Origin of the sequence: Dokdonia sp. MED134 (genome assembly GCF_000152925.2) — a bacterium.
GTDB lineage: Bacteria > Bacteroidota > Bacteroidia > Flavobacteriales > Flavobacteriaceae > Dokdonia.
The window spans coordinates 740,983-758,383 of record NZ_CP009301.1 but is presented as its reverse complement, the minus strand read 5'-3'; the positions used below and the strand labels follow the sequence as shown (position 1 = coordinate 758,383).

Sequence of the window (17,401 nt, the reverse complement as noted above, 5' to 3'; positions counted from 1 at the left end):
ACATTTCAAAATAAAAACAATGACTACAGCTGTTTTACCTATGTTTCCTCTTGAGATGGTTGCCTACCAAGGTGAGCTACTTTCTTTGCATATTTTTGAAGAGCGATACCAGCAATTACTTAAGGACTGTGAGGAGAGTAATATCACCTTTGGCATTCCTACTTATATTAATAACACCTTATCTTATGGCACAGAGATGCAGGTAATGCAGGTTGTAAAGCGATACCCATCCGGGGCTGCAGATATTATATGTAAAGGATTGCGCGTGTTTAAACTAGTGGACTTTTACAGCACGCTAGGTGAGCGGCTCTATGCTGGAGGTGAAGTGGTATACGTACCTTTTGAGCATAATGCATCTCTAGATCTCAAAAATGAATTTGTAGAACTACTTACTACATTTTATGACTTACTTGATGTAAACACACCAGAGGTTGCTGTACAAACTATAAGTGCTTTTAGGTTTGCACAAAAAATGGGACTCGATATGCAGCAGCAATATGAATTATTACAAATTGCTTCAGAAAGTGATTGTTTTTATTATCTCATAGCACATTTAAAAGCGGCTATACCTACACTTAAATCTGTAAATAGAACAAAAGAGCTTATTAAACTAAATGGACATTTTAAAAATTTTGATCCATTAGACTTTAAAGATTATAAGTTAGAATAGGTTTTTCTTATTGAATATACAGGATTATAACAAAATGTCTGATAAATTATCAAATCCTTAAAAATGATATTTTCTTAGCACTTTCTTAATAGTCACTTTACACTCATCTCAATGTAATTATTGGCGTTAACGGGGGTAATCTCTACCAATTTACTAGATTAATCACGACTCCATCACCCTTGAAGTAGTTGTTAATCAGATTGTTAAAATTCAATAAAGGATTTCCTTTATTGAATTGTTAATAATGCAATAAATAACATAATTATATGATAAAAATAATCACGAAAACGTTGTAGTCTTGATTATTGGTGATTATTAATGTTAAAATAAGTTAATTTTGGATCATATATTAATCCTAAAATATGCAACCCAAAATGAAAAATCAATTCAAATTTAGTGCGATGGCACTAGCACTAGTAGCTGTATCATTTACCTCTTGTGAAAAAGATGAGGCAGATGCTATTCAAGACGATCAAGCAAATGTAGAAGTAGTAATCGAAAACAATCGTGTTGAGGTTACAGATCAAGCTATTATTGATCAAGTGCGTGGTATGGCTATAGATATAGCTGCTATCACAAAAGGAGATTTCCACCTTCCAGATGGTACTGTAGAGCAGCGCATCTACATAGGTGATGACATTGTTACTACAGAGAAAGAACTACAACAAATGCAGGTTAACGACCAGCGCCAGTTTAGAACTTTTAACCTAGTAACTGGAGCAAACAGAACAATAGACATTATAGGTTATACAGGTAATGATCAATTTGGTCTTACTAATAAAGGTAGAACAGCTTTACAGTGGGCGGTAAATAACTTTAACCGTATCTCAGGATCTGCACTACGTTTTAGACTTACGTTTGGAACAAACTTCTCAAACAGCGATATGGTTGTTTATGATAACTCTGCAAATAACTCTGGTTCTGGAGGTGTAGCAGGTTTTCCAGATGCACAAGGACGTCCTAATAAATTTGTACAGATTTACAACCTTGAAGGTTCTAGTACAAATGTAAATGAGCACGTAATTACTCACGAGATAGGTCACTCTATAGGTTTCCGTCACTCAGATTACTACGATCGTCAGAGCTGTGGTAGCGGTGGAGGAGAGTCTGCAGGATCTACAGGTGCTGTGCAGTTACCAGGTACTCCTACAAGAGATTTTGACTCAATAATGCAAGCTTGTTTCTCAAATAATGAGGACGGAGAGTTTAGCAGCAACGATATTACTGCTTTGCGTGCTATGTACTAAGGTTTAAGGTTTTCAAATTTAAATAGTACCTAAGCAAAACGCCCTATCTTTTTTAGATAGGGCGTTTTTATTATTGGTTATTTTTACGCTTTCGCGAAAGCGTAATTCTCATCCATAGGTCATCTCTTATTTATGCATCGCACCTTTTTCAATGCCAATAGATGATTTTTTTATAAATGCACGTATATCATCATTTGCCTTGATTAAGTCCTCATTACGTAAGTACATCATATGTCCAGATCTATAACCTTTAAAGCTTAATCTATCTGCTAGTTTACCGCTAGCATTAAGCTGCCACATCACATACTTAGCATTAAAGTAAGTCGTAGCACCGTCATAATAACCGCTCTGTATCATTACATTAAGGTTAGGGTTTACACCCATCGCTCTGCGCAGACTTGGTCCTGCATTATTGTTTGATCTGTCCCAAGGTCGCACTGGGCCAAACATATTATAAGGTAGATCTGTCTTTAATCCTAGCTCTTGGCTATAGTAGTAATTTATCGCTGGAGTAAATGAGTGTAACCACGAGGTGAGCTCGCTATTGTAATCTGGTCGATCTCCAGATTCTTTTACATCCATTCCCTTATAGCGAGAGTCTAGTCTACCTATAGTAAGGCCATCACGATCTCTTAAGAGATCTTTCCAGAAGTAGTTAAAGGGTACTTCTAGATTATTTTGACGTATTGTTTTTTCAGAAAGGCCAGAATAATAAGCCATCTTTTTGATAGCAGCTTCCTTTTTTGATGCATCTAGGTAACCAGACTTTACAATAAGTGGCAAGAGCTCATTTACAGCATAGTCTTCACTTTCGGCTAGTGCTTCTGTAAGGTCTTTTTGTTGTAATGCTGGTGGTAACATATTGTGGTACCAAGCAGCCGCAGTAAAGTAAGGAAGCCTGTTTGCTACTTCTACAGGACCGTCAAAGTCAAAACCTATTTCTGTAGGCGATACAAGTATCACTCCATTTATAAACATCCATTTACTGTCTTGAAGCTCGGCGGCAAGTCCAGAAACTCTTGTTGTACCGTAGCTTTCTCCTATAAGAAACTTAGGTGATCTCCAGCGGTTATTTCTTGTAACAAAGGTGTTTACCCAGTCTGCTAGGTATTTAATATCTGCATTAACGCCAAAAAACTGTTTCTTATCTGGCATTTCTCCTTTTTCATTAGGTAACATTCTACTGTATCCTGTATTTACAGGGTTTACAAAAACAATGTCTGCCACGTCAAGTATCGAGTTAGGATTGCTTTTTATACCGTAGGGTTGTACAGGGTAGCCCTCATCATCTATCTTTAAGATGCGTGGCCCTGTGTATGCAATGTGCATCCATACAGAGGCAGAGCCTGGACCTCCATTAAAAGAGATTACTAGCGGTCTCTCTTGATCATCTTTTATATCAGATCTTTTGTAATAGGTGTAAAGTAGACTGGCCACGGGTGCACCTTCTTGATCAAAAACGGGTTGAAACCCTGCAGTTGCTGTATAAGGAATGGTTTTTCCTTTTATGGTGGTGGTGTGTTTTGTGACAATTGTGGTGTCTACCGGGACTGGGATTTTTTGAGAATACGCTTTCGCGAAAGCGGAAACAACAAGCAACCCCGTTAATAGGTGTTTGAAATACATATATTGGATATTTTGGTTGTGACTTCTAAAATACCAACTGACTTTTTATTATTTCAAAATTGGGAAATTTTTAACGTGGTAGTAGGGGAAATATAAACAGCGTGGGGATAAGTGCAGAAGCAATCGCAATGGCAAAGCTGAGCATTGTGCCTATTAGTACGTATTCGGTTTTAAGGTAATCACCATCTTTAAATCTTAAGATAGATTTTGCGGTAATTAAAAAGCCTACAGCGCTAAACTGGCCAATAATTATAAGTACAAGCACGAGCCAGCGCTCTGTGATACCTATGAGTCTACCTGCATTAGGTAAGTCTTGTGACTTCTCTGTAAATGATACAGAGAAGAGGGTGAAAATTTCTTTAATAAGGATATTAGCCGGCTTTGTACAAAACAGAAATGCGGCTACTAGGCTTATGTATTTTAAGTGTAGAGTATCTATAAGTATAGGTTGCCACTGTAACAATTGCACAAAGGCAGTACTCACTAGCGCGTATATAAGAATGTGCAATAACTGATCTATAAAAAAGGCTCCTTTATATAGTCTTTTACTAGCAAGCATTTGAGGTTTAAAACCGTCTATCACCCAGTGTAATCCTGCTATAATCAAGGCTACAGGAAGAAATCTATAATCAAAAGAGAGTAGGTAAGAACACACAAAAACGATTAATATGTGCCACTTGAGATACTTACTTTTAAACCCTTTTTTTGCCTTAGATTTTGCTGTTTTCTTAGATTGAAAGGTATAGTCTGCCAGTAGGTGAGCTATAGTCTGTAGGGTAATTAACGTGATAATTTCCATTAAGTAAGTGCGCTTAAAAGATGAGAAAAATAACGAATAGATTTATCCATACCGTTCCACCCAGAGGCGGTTGAGTGCTGGTTTATAGATGACTGACTCACAGATAACAGCTTTGCAATGTTCTTCTCACTGTTACCCATAATTTTTAAAAACAACACTTCATTTTGTCTACTTGTAGCTCTGGCGAGCAGGTGATCTAGTAGTGCTAGTATGGTTTCTATATTAAAAGTGAGCTCCTCGTTATCTGAGCTAAAGAATAGCGTGTTTTTTATAACCATACGCTCCTTGTTGTGCGTACTCTCGTCGCTTATAGCGCGACCACTTCTATAGATGGCGTCGCCATCTATGACATTATTTGCAATGTCAAAACGATCTAAAGTGCCTAGACCCATTGCGAGACGTATACTGTACGTCTGGAATACCTTTGATCTGTTATTATCTGCTTTTTCTTCTATTTCTAGAGACTTAATAAAAGTCTTTATAGCAAGCATCACAGAGAGTCCATTTGCAGGATCTGGCACTACACACTCTAGGTAGTCACCCTTTATGAGTCTAGAGAAGGTGTCAAATTTTTCTTGAAGCTGGTCAAATAGATTGTAAAGTGATTGCTCAAGATTTGTTTTTTCTTCGGTGCTTAAACTCGTGTAAGCAATGAAGTCTCCAGAGATAACGATATGTTGTTTGTCTTTCACTTAGATGGTTTAATTATTCAAATATAAGCATATTTACTTATAATGTATATTTATAAGTGTATTTACTTATAAAAGTATTTTATAAGCTTTTTGGCTTATAGATTAATCTTTGTTACGTACGACTGCTCCGTTTTTAATAACAAGCCAAATATCTTTTGTTGCATTTATATCCTCAAGTGGGTTGCTATTAAGTACTACTAAGTCTGCAATACCTCCCTTAGAAAAGGAGTATGACGTCTTATTTAAAAAACGCGCTCCCTCATACATAGCAGTAAGCGCTGTTGCAGGTTTAATATTTGCTCGTGTAAGTTCTTTAAGCTCTCCGTGCAACGACGGCCCAGGGTAGGTATATGAATTGTAAGCGCCACTATCAGAGCCAGCAAGGAGAGTGACTCCAGCGTCATTAAGTTTTTTGGCTAGCGTTAAGAAGAACACTTGTAAATCTTTTCGGCGTTGTATTGCTTCTGGAGTAGCGTTAAGTGCACTTTGTATTCTTCCTTTATAGGTCGCGATAAAATCTTCTTCTATCAGCGCTAGGTATGTATCATTACTGTGATCTACCTCGTCCATATAGCTCAGAATGTCGCCTATAAAAAGGGTAGGAGTGACATATACATTATTGTCTTTGAGTTTTTTAAAAGTGCGCTGCGCGGTATCTTCATCATAGGTTGCTATGAGTTGCTCCATACTATTCCAGAAGCCTAGTTTACCTTCTTTTATTTGTGCTGTGATTTCTTTTTCTTGAGATGAGCAACCCTTTAAGATGTAATACAGATGCTCAATGTTGTCTATGCCTGCATCTATAGTTTCATCAAGGGTGACGGTAAATGGCATATGTCCCGAAGTTATCATACCGCGAGACTCTGCTTGTTTTATAATCTCTAGATACTGCTCTCCAGATAGTGTACTATCATAAAGCTTTACATAATCTACATTTATAGATTGTAATGAGTCTAGTGCTTTGCTTGTCTCATCACTGTTAGAAACGCCTATAGATCCTGCCCAGCGTGCATTTTTTCCATCTAGCTTAGGTCCAGAAGTATAAATTGTAGGACCTATGCGTGTGCCATTTTGTATCTCTTTGTTCCACTGCTGTACTTGTGGTGTAAGGTCACCACCTGCATCTCTTACAGTAGTGATACCGTACTTTATAAACTGCTTTAAAAAAAGTTCGTTTTGAGTAACCAGTTTAGATCCTCCTCTAAAATGTGTGTGATTATCCCAAAACCCAGGTAAAATATACTTGCCACTTCCATCTATTTCCTTTGTGGCAAATAAGGATTTTGAAGTGTCCAGTGGGTCAATCTCGGCTATTAATCCATCTTTAATATAAACTGTGTAAAGATCGCCATCGCTTATACCTTTCTCATTTATAATCGTGATGTTCTTTATAGCAAGGTCATAGGTGTTTTGAGTGGTTTGCTCTTGACAAGCGTTTAGAATACTAAGACTTACAAAAGCAATTAAATAGTAAAAGCGTACAGATAGATTCATATAATAGGTCTAGATACTAGGTGAGTTACGCTTTCGCGAAAGCGTAATTAATCCCTTAAATCTACAAATTATACAGCAACCAAAACATTTTTATGACTCCAAAATAAAAGTTACATTGCGCCATTAAACCATTATAAATGACTACCGAAAATCTACAAATTATATCAGATATGATTGCTATGGCAAAAGCAGATAGCCACTTGCACGAGCGTGAATATCACTTTATACTCGAGGTTGCAAAGCGTCTTGAGATATCTAAGGAAGCGGTAGATGAGCTTATTGAAAATCCGCTGCAGGAAATGGTTTTTAGTACAGAGTTACAGCGCATCACACAGTTTCATAGATTATTGCTAGTAATGAATGTAGATGAGCAAACACATTTTATAGAGATTGATGCCCTTAGAAATTATGGCCTCAAACTAGGTATACGACCAGAGGCGGTAGAACAAATACTAGGGGAGATGGGTAATTATGATGGTAAACTTATACCGTCAGAACGTCTTGTAGAAATCTTTAAAAGATTCTACAATTAATAAAAAGCGACAAAAAGTCACTATTTAAATCTTAAAATATGCCATAACGTCATATTTTTAATATTGGAACTGAATTTGTCTATAGCTGTACAAATTTGAAAACAATTTAAAAATTATAGTTATGACATTAGTTAGAAAAAATACAGCTCCATACTTACCATCTGTTTTTGAAGAATTACTTAACACAGACTGGCTAGGAGGAAGAACAAACACATTTACAAACGCAACACCTTCTGTAAACATTATAGAAAAAGATGACGCGTTTGAGCTTCACGTAGCCGCTCCGGGCTTAAAGAAAGAAGATTTTAATATAAATCTTGACAATGACTTACTTACAATCTCCTCAGAAATTAAGAACGAGGAAGAAGTAAAAGAGACAGCAAAGTTTACTCGTAGAGAGTTTAACTATGCTTCTTTTAAACGCTCCTTTAATTTACCAGAATCTGTAGATACGGCAAAAATTACAGCAAGTTATACAGATGGTGTTCTTGCGGTTTCTTTACCTAAGCGTGAAGAAGCTCAAGTGCAGCCTTCAAGATTAATTGAGATACAATAATAAATTTGGTTGGTTAGTTTAAGATGGGGTTCCCGCAAGGGAGCCCTTTCTTTATTTATGCTAGCTCCTTAATTTGCTCTTGGTATACTTTAATCTGGTCTCTAAGTTTTGCAGCCTGCATAAAGTCTAGCTCTTTGGCAGCAGCTTCCATTGCCTTTCTAGTGCTTCGTATTTTCTTCTCTATTTGTGGCTTAGTAAGATACTCTTCTGCATCTTCGGCAGCGAGATTTACGAGCTCTTCGGCTTCAATTTTGTAAGTTTCTTTTCGCGTAAGCGCATTGTCAAGACTCTTTTTAATAGCCATAGGAGTGAGGCCATTCTTGTTATTATAGTCTATTTGCTTCTGGCGACGGTAGTTACTATCGTCTATGGTTTCTTGCATAGACTTTGTAATCTTATCTGCATACATAATAGCTTTACCATTTACGTTACGTGCGGCACGCCCTATAGTTTGGGTAAGTGACCTGTTACTACGTAAAAAACCTTCCTTATCTGCATCAAGTATAGCTACCAGTGATACTTCTGGTAAATCTAGACCTTCTCTAAGTAGGTTAACACCCACAAGTACATCATAAACGCCTTTACGTAAATCTTGCATTAATTCTACACGCTCAAGTGTATCTACATCAGAGTGTATGTAGCGGGTACGTATGTCTATACGGGTGAGGTATTTTGTAAGCTCTTCTGCCATACGCTTAGTAAGCGTGGTGACAAGCACGCGCTCATTGCGCTCTGTGACTTTGTTTATTTCTTCTATAAGATCATCTATCTGGTTGAGAGATGGGCGTACTTCTACTATAGGGTCTAAAAGACCCGTAGGACGTATAATTTGCTCAACATAAGTTCCTTCAGACTTTTGTAACTCATAGTCTGCTGGGGTAGCCGAAACATATATAACTTGATTTTGCATCATTTCCCACTCTTCAAATTTAAGTGGGCGATTATCCATCGCGGCGGGTAGTCTAAAACCGTATTCTACCAGGTTTTCCTTACGACTTCTATCACCTCCATACATCGCACTTACTTGCGAGACCGTCACGTGACTCTCATCTACTACCATCAAGTAGTCATCTGGAAAGAAATCTAGTAGACAGAAAGGTCTTGTGCCTGGCTCGCGACCGTCTAGATATCTTGAGTAATTTTCAATACCAGAGCAATAGCCTAGCTCTCGTATCATTTCTAAGTCAAAATTTGTGCGTTCGTCTAGTCTTTTTGCTTCTAGGTGTTTACCTACTTCTTCAAAAAAGCTTACCTGTTTAGTAAGATCCTCACCTATTTGATTTATGGCTCCTTGTAGTACATCTTGAGAGGTTACAAACATATTTGCAGGATAGATGCGCAAGCGAGAATACTTCTCAATCACCTCTGCAGATGCTGGGTCAAAGGCTTCTATTTCTTCTATCTCATCACCAAAAAAGTGAACTCTAAAAGCCATATCTGCATATCCCGGGAACACCTCTACCGTGTCTCCCTTTATTCTAAAATTACCACGATTAAACTCTCCCTCTGTACGTGAGTAGAGTCCTTGCACGAGTTTTTTAAGAAACATCGTGCGTGCCATAACTTGGTCTTGCTTGATTTCTGTTATGTTTTTCTCAAACTCGGCTGGGTTACCTATACCATATAAGCACGATACAGATGCAACCACAATAACATCGCGACGCCCAGAGAGTAGGGAAGTGGTGGTGCTTAGTCGCATTTTTTCTATCTCTTCATTGATAGAAAGATCTTTCTCTATATACACTCCAGAAGAAGGAATAAAGGCTTCTGGCTGGTAATAGTCATAATACGATACAAAATACTCTACCGCATTATCTGGAAAAAATGCTTTAAACTCGCTGTATAATTGCGCTGCGAGTGTTTTATTATGAGCGAGTATGAGTGTGGGTTTTTCTGTCTCTTGTATCACATTTGCGACCGTAAATGTTTTACCACTTCCGGTAACACCTAGTAGTGTCTGGTAGGTTTCATTTTTATTGATACCGTCTACTAGTTGTTTGATTGCAGAGGGTTGATCACCAGTAGGTTTAAAGTCAGATTGTAGTTTAAATTTCAAGAGCAGCTTTTTTTATAAAATTACGAGTTTTTACGCTTTCGCGAAAGCGTAACTATCCCAATGAATTGTTATAAAGTATTTTAATTATGTTAAGCTACCGTGCTTCTTTAGTGCTTGGTCTAAGGCTGCTAGCAGAATAGCGCATCCTTCTATGATTTCTTCTGTTGTGATCGTAAGTGGCGGAGTGATGCGTATGGCGCGATCTTCAAAAAGTAGCCAAAACAAAATAAGACCCGCATCTTGACAAGCAAGTATCACCTCTGAAGTAATCGCTGCTGAAGGGGTAAGTGCCGCAAGCATAAGGCCGCACCCTCTTATTTCTGTAATATATGGATGTACGAGTTGCTCGCGTATGAGTTGTTCTTTTATTAAGGTGTCTGCTATAAGAGTGGTCTCTGTGATTTCTTGTAGTGTGGCTAGCGCTGCCGCCGCAATCACTGGATGCCCGCCAAAGGTGGTAATATGTCCCAGCTTAGGATTATCTGATAGTAACGCCATTGTGTCGCGAGATGCAGTAAATGCACCTATAGGCATACCGCCGCCTAGTCCTTTACCTGTCACAAGAATATCTGGAACTACATCGTAGTGCTCAAAACCAAAAAGTTTACCTGTGCGTCCCATACCTGGTTGTATCTCATCAAGTATGAGAAGAGCGCCTACGTTTTTACATCGTTGTTTTACCTTAGATAGAAAGTCATTAGTAGGCTCTATAAAACCTGCACCGCCTTGTATGGTTTCTAATACAACTCCGGCTGTATGTTCTGTGATGCGTTCAAGATAGCGGTCACAATTAAATTTTATAAAAGAGACATCACCTATCATAGGTTTAAAGGGCGCGGTGCGCTCCTCATTACTCATAAGGCTTAGTGCTCCATAGCTATTACCGTGATAGGCATCTACGGCTGCGATTATCTCTGTGCGACCCGTCGCTCTACGAGCGAGTTTTATAGCACCATCTATAGCTTCTGTACCACTGTTTACAAGGTATGTACTCTGTAAAGATGGAGGTAAGTGCGCTGCAAGGAGCTTTGTGAGCTGTACGGCTGGAGACTGTGCATATTCTCCATACACCATCACGTGAGCATACTTATCTAGCTGATTGATAATTGCAGCTTTCACTCTAGGATGTTGATGTCCTAAGCTACAGGCAGAGACGCCTGCTATAAAATCTAAAAACTTCTTGCCCTCTGTATTATATATGTAACTGCCTTCTGCCTTTGCTACCTCCATCGCTAGTGGGTGAGGGGTGGTTTGTGCTTGGTATGTTAGAAAGTCAGCTTTCATTGTGTAGTAAAAGGTAAACTATCGCTGTCTTCTACCAGCTCTGGCAGATGTAGGTCTACCGTACTGGTGTTTTGGTTGATTACCAGCGGCCTTGAAGTTTGCCTTCATAGTCTTGAGTTGCTCTCCTAGCATACCGTGCTTATCGTGAGCTTCTGCCTCTTTCATAAGGGTTTGTGCCTCACGTCTTCTATTTTTACTCATTGCAATACCTGCAAGACTTAATTTTGCCATAGCAAGATCTGCATCCATAGAGAGACCTAGGCTTATGGCTTTCTTAAAATATTTTTCGGCCTGAGTCATATTAGTTTGTGATACCATAAGTCCTTGTAGGTAATTATAGTATCCTTCTTGTTTTGTAACTAGAGCGCTGCTAGGGTTTTTAATTTTTGCAAGCCACTTTTGAGCTCCTGGGAAGTCTTGTTTACGTAAACGTAAAAAGGCAAGTAAGATAATTTCGTTTTTAAAATATAAGAATATAAAGATTCCCATAAGTAAGAGTAGCATTATACCATTACCTATTTCATTCTCTGTAAATTGCCATATTGCTGCTGCAAGAGTTGCTATAGCTAGAACGAGTTTGATGTTTTTATTAAACATAGATTATATTTAGACCGTTTGTTTTCTTATTTTTGCCCTATATACAGGCGGGAGCAAAGGTATATAAAAGGAGATAAAAAAAATTTATTTTTCCATTTGTAGAAGTAAAAACTTCTCGTATATTTGCGCCCAGCTTAGAAAGCTGTAAATAAAAGAAATTATAAGGCGGTCCTAACAAGACATTAAAGAAGATACAAAATGAGCAAGAGAACGTTTCAGCCATCAAAAAGAAAAAGAAGAAACAAACACGGTTTTAGAGAGCGTATGGCTTCTGTAAACGGTCGTAAAGTTTTAGCACGTCGTCGTGCTAAAGGAAGAAAGAAAATAAGCGTATCTTCTGAACTACGTCACAAAAAATAATGCATCTATTTGATGTAAATATATAGGTGTTACTTTTTTTAAGTAACACCTTTTTTTATACCCTTTCAGTTCATAATTTTAGATAATTCTAGAAAAACCACAGTAAATGCCTAAAAATAAAGACTTAAAATCGATTCTACTCATAGGTTCTGGACCCATAGTTATTGGTCAAGCGTGTGAATTTGATTATGCAGGATCACAATCACTAAGATCATTAAGAGAGGATGGAATTGAGACTATTCTAATCAACTCTAACCCGGCAACGATTATGACAGATCCCTCTATGGCAGATCACGTCTATTTATTGCCACTTACTACAAAGTCTATTGTAGAGATACTCAAAAAGCATCCTAATATAGACGCAGTACTTCCTACTATGGGAGGCCAGACTGCGCTTAACCTTTGTATTGAGGCAGATGAGAAGGGTATCTGGAAAGATTTTGATGTAGAGCTTATAGGTGTAGATATCGCGGCTATTAATATTACAGAAGATCGCGATCAGTTTAAAAACTTAATGCGTGACATAGGAATCCCTATGGCACCACAGGCAAGTGCAAACTCATTCTTAAAAGGAAAAGAGATTGCTCAAGAGTTTGGTTTTCCATTAGTAATACGTTCTTCTTTTACACTAGGAGGAGCGGGAGCATCTTTCGTTTTTGAAGAAGAGGATTTTGATAGACTCCTATCTCACGGTCTAGAAGTATCACCAGTACACGAGGTGATGATAGATAAAGCCTTACTAGGCTGGAAAGAATATGAGCTAGAGTTACTACGTGATGCAAATGATAATGTGGTTATTATCTGTGCTATCGAAAATATGGACCCTATGGGTATCCACACAGGAGACTCTATTACTGTGGCACCTGCAATGACATTATCTGATGTTACTTACCAAAAAATGCGTGATATGGCTATCCATATGATGCGCAGTATAGGTGACTTTGCTGGAGGGTGTAACGTACAGTTTGCGGTAAACCCAGATAATGAAGAAGAAATTATCGCTATTGAGATTAACCCACGTGTATCTAGATCATCTGCGCTGGCATCAAAAGCAACGGGATACCCTATTGCAAAAATCGCTACAAAACTAGCGATAGGATACAACCTTGATGAACTAGATAACCAGATTACAAAATCTACATCGGCGCTTTTTGAGCCTACATTAGATTATGTAATTGTAAAAATACCGCGTTGGAACTTTGATAAATTTGAAGGAAGTGACCGCACCCTAGGCTTACAGATGAAATCTGTAGGAGAAGTAATGGGTATAGGACGCTCTTTTCAAGAAGCCTTACACAAAGCAACACAGTCACTAGAGATTAAACGTAATGGTCTAGGAGCAGATGGTAAAGGGTATAAGAGTTACGACCAGATTATAGACAAGCTTACCCACGCAAGCTGGGACCGTGTATTTGTGATTTATGATGCGATCCAGATGGGTATCCCGCTTAAACGTATACACGAGATTACAAAAATAGATATGTGGTTCCTTAAACAATATGAGGAGCTATATGCAATGGAAAAAGAGATATCTACTTTTAAGGTAGATACGCTTCCGCGAAATTTATTACTCGAGGCAAAACAAAGAGGTTTTGCAGATAGACAAATAGCACATATGCTAGGATGTCTCGAAAGTGCAGTAACAAGCAAGCGAGATGAATTAAAAATAAACAGAGTTTATAAACTGGTAGATACGTGTGCGGCAGAGTTTGTAGCACAAACGCCATACTTTTACTCAACTTTTGAAAATGAAATGGAGCTTCCTGACGGAACTCGATTTGCTCAAAACGAAAGTGTAGTTTCAGACAAGAAAAAGATAGTAGTACTAGGTTCAGGACCTAACCGTATAGGGCAAGGTATCGAGTTTGATTACTGCTGTGTACACGGTGTACTTGCTGCGGCAGAGTGTGGTTATGAGACTATAATGATAAACTGTAACCCTGAGACTGTATCTACAGATTTTGACACGGCAGATAAGTTATACTTTGAGCCTGTATTCTGGGAGCATATTTATGACATCATACGCCACGAAAAGCCAGAAGGTGTAATTGTACAACTAGGAGGACAAACAGCACTTAAACTTGCCGAAAAGCTTGACCGTTACGGGATCAAAATTTTAGGTACAAGTTACCAAGCACTAGATCTTGCCGAAGACAGAGGAAGCTTCTCTACATTATTAAAAAATCTTGATATTCCTTATCCAGAATTTGATACAGCAGAGACGGCAGACGAGGCGCTTGCAGTAGCACAAAAACTAGATTACCCTATCCTTGTAAGACCATCTTATGTACTAGGAGGACAAGGAATGAAGATTGTAATAAACGACGACGAGCTAGAAGAGCACGTTGTAGACTTACTACGTAAGATACCTAATAACAAACTACTACTAGATCACTACCTAGACGGAGCGATAGAGGCAGAGGCAGATGCTATTTGTGATGGAGAAGATGTATACATCATAGGTATTATGGAGCACATTGAGCCTTGTGGTATACACTCTGGTGATAGTAATGCAACATTACCTCCATTTAACCTTGGAGACCTTATACTAGAGCAAATTAAAGATCACACTAGAAAAATTGCACTAGCACTTGATACGGTAGGTCTTATAAACATACAGTTTGCTGTAAAAGATGATAAAGTATACATCATAGAGGCAAACCCAAGAGCATCTCGTACGGTTCCATTTATAGCAAAAGCTTATAAAGAACCATATGTAAACTATGCAACTAAGGTGATGCTAGGTGAGAAGAAGGTAAAAGACTTTAACTTCAACCCACAGCTAGAAGGATATGCAATCAAGCAACCAGTATTCTCTTTTAATAAGTTTCCAAATGTAAATAAGAACTTAGGACCAGAGATGAAGAGTACAGGAGAGAGTATCTTATTTATAGATAACCTACGTGATGATGCTTTTTACGATTTATACGCAAGAAGAAAGATGTACTTGAGTAACTAATTTAACTACTCAAATTATAGTATTAAAAAAGGTCTACTCAACGAGTAGACCTTTTTAAGTTTATGGGGTTTTTATTACGCTTTCGCGAAAGCGTAATAAACACTCTTAATCTCCCTATTGTCTATTAAAGTGTGGTGATTGCTCTGGTACTACATTTGTAATAAAGTACTTAGTATCTCCCCAGAAAGAGAAGGTCCCAAAGCGCTCTATATACTCAACCTTTACATACTGACCTTGATATTTATTAAGCGCCTCAATAGCCTCTTCTTCTTGATCTAATACTGAAAAGCTAAAGATTTGTGCTCCACTTATACCCTGGCTTATCTCACCTTCCCAAGTTTTGAAAATTACTCCTTTGCTAGAGAATTTTATAAGTTCGCCGGCGCGTGTTCCTTTACTGTAAGGGACGTAGTAAATGAAGGCAAACCAAGCTGCTGCCAGTAAAAAGATGGTAGTAAGAACTACAAATAGTATTTTTTTCATAATTATTTAGTCTAGTAAAGTTAGGTCATCATCTGCATTTGCACGCTTAATGATAGCTTCTGGGAGTGCTTTTTTTGCTTTGGCACCCATTTTTTTAAGGCGTTCTACTCTTGTGATTAGGTTACCATTACCTTCTACAAGTTTATTCATAGCGGCAGAGTATCCACTTTTTGCATCATCCATCTTTTTACCTACGGCCGTAAGATCTGTTACTAGCCCGTGAAATTTATCATAAAGTCCTCCAGCTTGTTTTGCGATCTCTAGCGCATTTTGTTGTTGCTTCTCATTATTCCACATTGAGTCTATAGTGCGCAGTGTGGCAAGTAGGGTAGAAGGTGTAACGATAACAATATTTTGCTCAAAAGCTTTATTATAGAGTTCATTTTCGGCATTTATGGCAATGGCAAAAGCTGGCTCGATAGGTATAAATAGCAGTACAAAATCTGGGCTTTCTATCTGGTAGATATCTTGATAGTTTTTATCACTAAGCTGTTGTACGTGGCGCTTTAAATCATTTACGTGCTGCTTTAAGTGTGCATCTCTAAGATGTGGGTCTTCTTCATTTACAAAACGTTCATAGGCACGTAGGGATACTTTACTATCTACAATCATCTTCTTATTTGCCGGTAAGTGTATCACTACATCTGGAAGTACACGTTTACCCTCTTCTGTAGTAAAGCTTTGTTGTATAAAATACTCGCGGTCTTTTTCTAGCCCAGATTTTTCTAGCACACGCTCTAGTACAAGCTCGCCCCAGTTACCCTGCATCTTACTATCTCCTTTGAGCGCTTTGGTAAGGTTACTGGCTTCTTTTGTCATTTGCTCATTAAGAGCAGTAAGACCTTTTATTTGCTCTCTAAGGGCAGAGGTTCTATCTATTGCCTCTTTATTAGTTTCTTCTACGCGCTTCTCAAAGTTTTGAATTTTTTCTTGAAGCGGTTTTAAGATGATGTCAAGGTTTTGTTTGTTTTGTAAAGTGAACTTATTAGACTTTTCATCAAGAATTTTACTAGCGATGAGTTCAAAATCTTTGGTAAACTTTTCTTGCAGCTGTTCTAGCTCTGCCGTTTTTTCTTCCATACGTTTCTCTAAGCCTTCAAAGGCTACGTTGCGAGCGGTAAGTTCGTTTTGAAATTGATCTTTTTCTTCTCTAAGGTAGCTAAGTTGTTTCTCACTATCTGCGCGTAGCTGCTGGAGTTGCTCATTGTTTTCTGCGCGAAGTTGCTGCATTTGTGTCTCGACTTTAAGGCTTGTGTTTCTAGCCTCTTCTAGCTTAAGTTCTTCTTGACGCAAGCGCTCTTGTAAACCGCTAAGTTCTCCCTTCTTTTTTAGATTTGAGATAAATATACCTAAGAGCGTACCGCCCACTAAGCATATGAAAGCAATAAGAAAAAGTAATAAAGTATCATTCATATGGTAAAGATATAAAGAAGATCGTGCAATACGTATTTTAAAAGATGATGTTAAGGGGAAATTGTGAGTAGAGGGTATTCAAAATTGTACAAAGTTTTCAAAATTAATTACCACTCTGCTTCGGCAACAAATACGTTTGCTGGGATAGCTATGGCTACGTAATGACTTATACTTTTTGTGCTTTGAGAGTAGAGTGATAAGGTGTCACCATTCGGCTCGTGCACTTGTGGGTTGTAAAATTGTTTTCCACTCTTATTTGTGAGGTGATGCCTTGTATATAAGGTGTTGTATGTATAATCGTAATAACCGTGGTCGGTTACTTTCGCTTTAAGCGTATCAATGCTTGTGAGGTCAAAATCATCAAAAACCGCTAGCTTTCCATCTTTGTAAAATTTCAGATATTTCTTGTAATTATATTCGGCTACTACATTGGTTTGATTGCTATCATATTTATAATAACTCGCCACAAGCTTATAAATTTTTGATGTGTCTATAACCTTATAAACTGCCTCTGTAGTGGGAGGGACGAATGTTTTTACGCTTTCGCGAAAGCGTTCTTCTTCACCCTTAAAAGAGTGTGCAGAACAGCTAGCGAGCACCATAGCTACTAGAAATAATTGAAGAAAACGCAT

At 38.1% G+C, this 17,401-nt stretch carries 16 protein-coding genes; 6 read left to right on the top strand and 10 right to left on the bottom strand.

The features are described from left to right. The first annotated feature begins 19 nt into the window (after nt 1–19). On the top strand, nt 20–670 hold the full coding sequence (locus tag MED134_RS03325) for an LON peptidase substrate-binding domain-containing protein (protein ID WP_021778782.1): 651 nt from the start codon (nt 20–22) through the stop codon (nt 668–670). Nucleotides 671–1,044: 374 nt separating this feature from the next. Then, on the top strand, nt 1,045–1,917 hold the full coding sequence (locus MED134_RS03320) for a M57 family metalloprotease (protein WP_035324577.1): 873 nt from the start codon (nt 1,045–1,047) through the stop codon (nt 1,915–1,917). A gap of 126 nt (nt 1,918–2,043) precedes the next feature. On the opposite strand, the gene MED134_RS03315 is transcribed toward MED134_RS03320, so the two are convergent. The 4 genes from MED134_RS03315 to MED134_RS03300 form a co-directional block, all read right to left on the bottom strand. Beyond that, a complete protein-coding gene (locus tag MED134_RS03315) occupies nt 2,044–3,543 on the bottom strand; it encodes a S10 family peptidase (protein WP_021778784.1) in 1,500 nt (499 codons plus the stop codon). Nucleotides 3,544–3,613: 70 nt separating this feature from the next. Beyond that, on the bottom strand, nt 3,614–4,342 hold the full coding sequence (locus tag MED134_RS03310) for a DUF3307 domain-containing protein (protein WP_021778785.1): 729 nt from the start codon (nt 4,340–4,342) through the stop codon (nt 3,614–3,616). Further along, complete coding sequence (locus MED134_RS03305; RefSeq protein ID WP_021778786.1) at nt 4,342–5,034, bottom strand: hypothetical protein; 693 nt, start codon at nt 5,032–5,034, stop codon at nt 4,342–4,344. The genes MED134_RS03310 and MED134_RS03305 overlap by 1 nt, the downstream gene beginning before the upstream one ends. Nucleotides 5,035–5,136: 102 nt before the next feature. Continuing rightward, nucleotides 5,137–6,528, bottom strand: a complete 1,392-nt coding sequence (locus MED134_RS03300) for an amidohydrolase family protein (protein ID WP_021778787.1) — start codon at nt 6,526–6,528, stop codon at nt 5,137–5,139. Between the two features lie 137 nt (nt 6,529–6,665). On the opposite strand from MED134_RS03300, the gene MED134_RS03295 reads away from it, so the two are divergent. Together MED134_RS03295 and MED134_RS03290 are read left to right on the top strand one after the other, a co-directional pair. Then, on the top strand, nt 6,666–7,061 hold the full coding sequence (locus MED134_RS03295; protein WP_021778788.1) for a TerB family tellurite resistance protein: 396 nt from the start codon (nt 6,666–6,668) through the stop codon (nt 7,059–7,061). 121 nt (nt 7,062–7,182) lie between these two features. Continuing rightward, nucleotides 7,183–7,617 (top strand): Hsp20/alpha crystallin family protein, encoded by a 435-nt coding sequence (locus MED134_RS03290; RefSeq protein WP_021778789.1) that lies wholly within the window; start codon nt 7,183–7,185, stop codon nt 7,615–7,617. A gap of 55 nt (nt 7,618–7,672) precedes the next feature. Here MED134_RS03290 and uvrB read toward each other — a convergent pair whose 3' ends face one another. The 3 genes from uvrB to MED134_RS03275 form a co-directional block, all read right to left on the bottom strand. Next, the gene (gene uvrB / locus MED134_RS03285) at nt 7,673–9,673 is read right to left on the bottom strand and encodes an excinuclease ABC subunit UvrB (protein WP_021778790.1); all 2,001 of its coding nucleotides are present in this window, start codon (nt 9,671–9,673) and stop codon (nt 7,673–7,675) included. Nucleotides 9,674–9,757: 84 nt separating this feature from the next. Next, complete coding sequence (locus MED134_RS03280; protein ID WP_021778791.1) at nt 9,758–10,957, bottom strand: aspartate aminotransferase family protein; 1,200 nt, start codon at nt 10,955–10,957, stop codon at nt 9,758–9,760. 18 nt (nt 10,958–10,975) lie between these two features. Beyond that, nucleotides 10,976–11,554 carry a hypothetical protein gene (locus MED134_RS03275; protein ID WP_021778792.1) on the bottom strand — a complete coding sequence of 193 codons (579 nt, stop codon included), beginning with the start codon at nt 11,552–11,554 and terminating at the stop codon, nt 10,976–10,978. Between the two features lie 198 nt (nt 11,555–11,752). Between MED134_RS03275 and rpmH the strand changes: the two genes are divergently transcribed. Both rpmH and carB read left to right on the top strand, forming a co-directional pair. After that, complete coding sequence (gene rpmH, locus MED134_RS03270) at nt 11,753–11,914, top strand: 50S ribosomal protein L34 (protein ID WP_021778793.1); 162 nt, start codon at nt 11,753–11,755, stop codon at nt 11,912–11,914. A gap of 106 nt (nt 11,915–12,020) precedes the next feature. Next, nucleotides 12,021–14,873, top strand: coding sequence for a carbamoyl-phosphate synthase large subunit (carB, locus tag MED134_RS03265; protein WP_021778794.1), 2,853 nt, complete (start codon nt 12,021–12,023; stop codon nt 14,871–14,873). Nucleotides 14,874–14,987: 114 nt separating this feature from the next. Here carB and MED134_RS03260 read toward each other — a convergent pair whose 3' ends face one another. The 3 genes from MED134_RS03260 to MED134_RS03250 all read right to left on the bottom strand — a co-directional run bounded on the left by MED134_RS03260 (nt 14,988) and on the right by MED134_RS03250 (nt 17,401). Beyond that, complete coding sequence (locus MED134_RS03260; protein ID WP_021778795.1) at nt 14,988–15,356, bottom strand: hypothetical protein; 369 nt, start codon at nt 15,354–15,356, stop codon at nt 14,988–14,990. Nucleotides 15,357–15,362: 6 nt separating this feature from the next. Beyond that, a complete protein-coding gene (gene rmuC, locus MED134_RS03255) occupies nt 15,363–16,769 on the bottom strand; it encodes a DNA recombination protein RmuC (RefSeq protein WP_021778796.1) in 1,407 nt (468 codons plus the stop codon). A gap of 107 nt (nt 16,770–16,876) precedes the next feature. Continuing rightward, nucleotides 16,877–17,401, bottom strand: a complete 525-nt coding sequence (locus MED134_RS03250) for a hypothetical protein (RefSeq protein WP_038596999.1) — start codon at nt 17,399–17,401, stop codon at nt 16,877–16,879.

Coding starts and splice junctions, on each gene's coding strand:
- MED134_RS03325 (WP_021778782.1), top strand. CDS start 20: ATGACTACAGCTGTTTTACCTATGTTTCCTCTTGAGATGGTTGCCTAC.
- MED134_RS03320 (WP_035324577.1), top strand. CDS start 1,045: ATGAAAAATCAATTCAAATTTAGTGCGATGGCACTAGCACTAGTAGCT.
- MED134_RS03315 (WP_021778784.1), bottom strand. CDS start 3,543: ATGTATTTCAAACACCTATTAACGGGGTTGCTTGTTGTTTCCGCTTTC.
- MED134_RS03310 (WP_021778785.1), bottom strand. CDS start 4,342: ATGGAAATTATCACGTTAATTACCCTACAGACTATAGCTCACCTACTG.
- MED134_RS03300 (WP_021778787.1), bottom strand. CDS start 6,528: ATGAATCTATCTGTACGCTTTTACTATTTAATTGCTTTTGTAAGTCTT.
- MED134_RS03295 (WP_021778788.1), top strand. CDS start 6,666: ATGACTACCGAAAATCTACAAATTATATCAGATATGATTGCTATGGCA.
- MED134_RS03290 (WP_021778789.1), top strand. CDS start 7,183: ATGACATTAGTTAGAAAAAATACAGCTCCATACTTACCATCTGTTTTT.
- MED134_RS03280 (WP_021778791.1), bottom strand. CDS start 10,957: ATGAAAGCTGACTTTCTAACATACCAAGCACAAACCACCCCTCACCCA.
- MED134_RS03275 (WP_021778792.1), bottom strand. CDS start 11,554: ATGTTTAATAAAAACATCAAACTCGTTCTAGCTATAGCAACTCTTGCA.
- rpmH (WP_021778793.1), top strand. CDS start 11,753: ATGAGCAAGAGAACGTTTCAGCCATCAAAAAGAAAAAGAAGAAACAAA.
- carB (WP_021778794.1), top strand. CDS start 12,021: ATGCCTAAAAATAAAGACTTAAAATCGATTCTACTCATAGGTTCTGGA.
- MED134_RS03260 (WP_021778795.1), bottom strand. CDS start 15,356: ATGAAAAAAATACTATTTGTAGTTCTTACTACCATCTTTTTACTGGCA.
- rmuC (WP_021778796.1), bottom strand. CDS start 16,769: ATGAATGATACTTTATTACTTTTTCTTATTGCTTTCATATGCTTAGTG.
- MED134_RS03250 (WP_038596999.1), bottom strand. CDS start 17,401: ATGCGTTTTCTTCAATTATTTCTAGTAGCTATGGTGCTCGCTAGCTGT.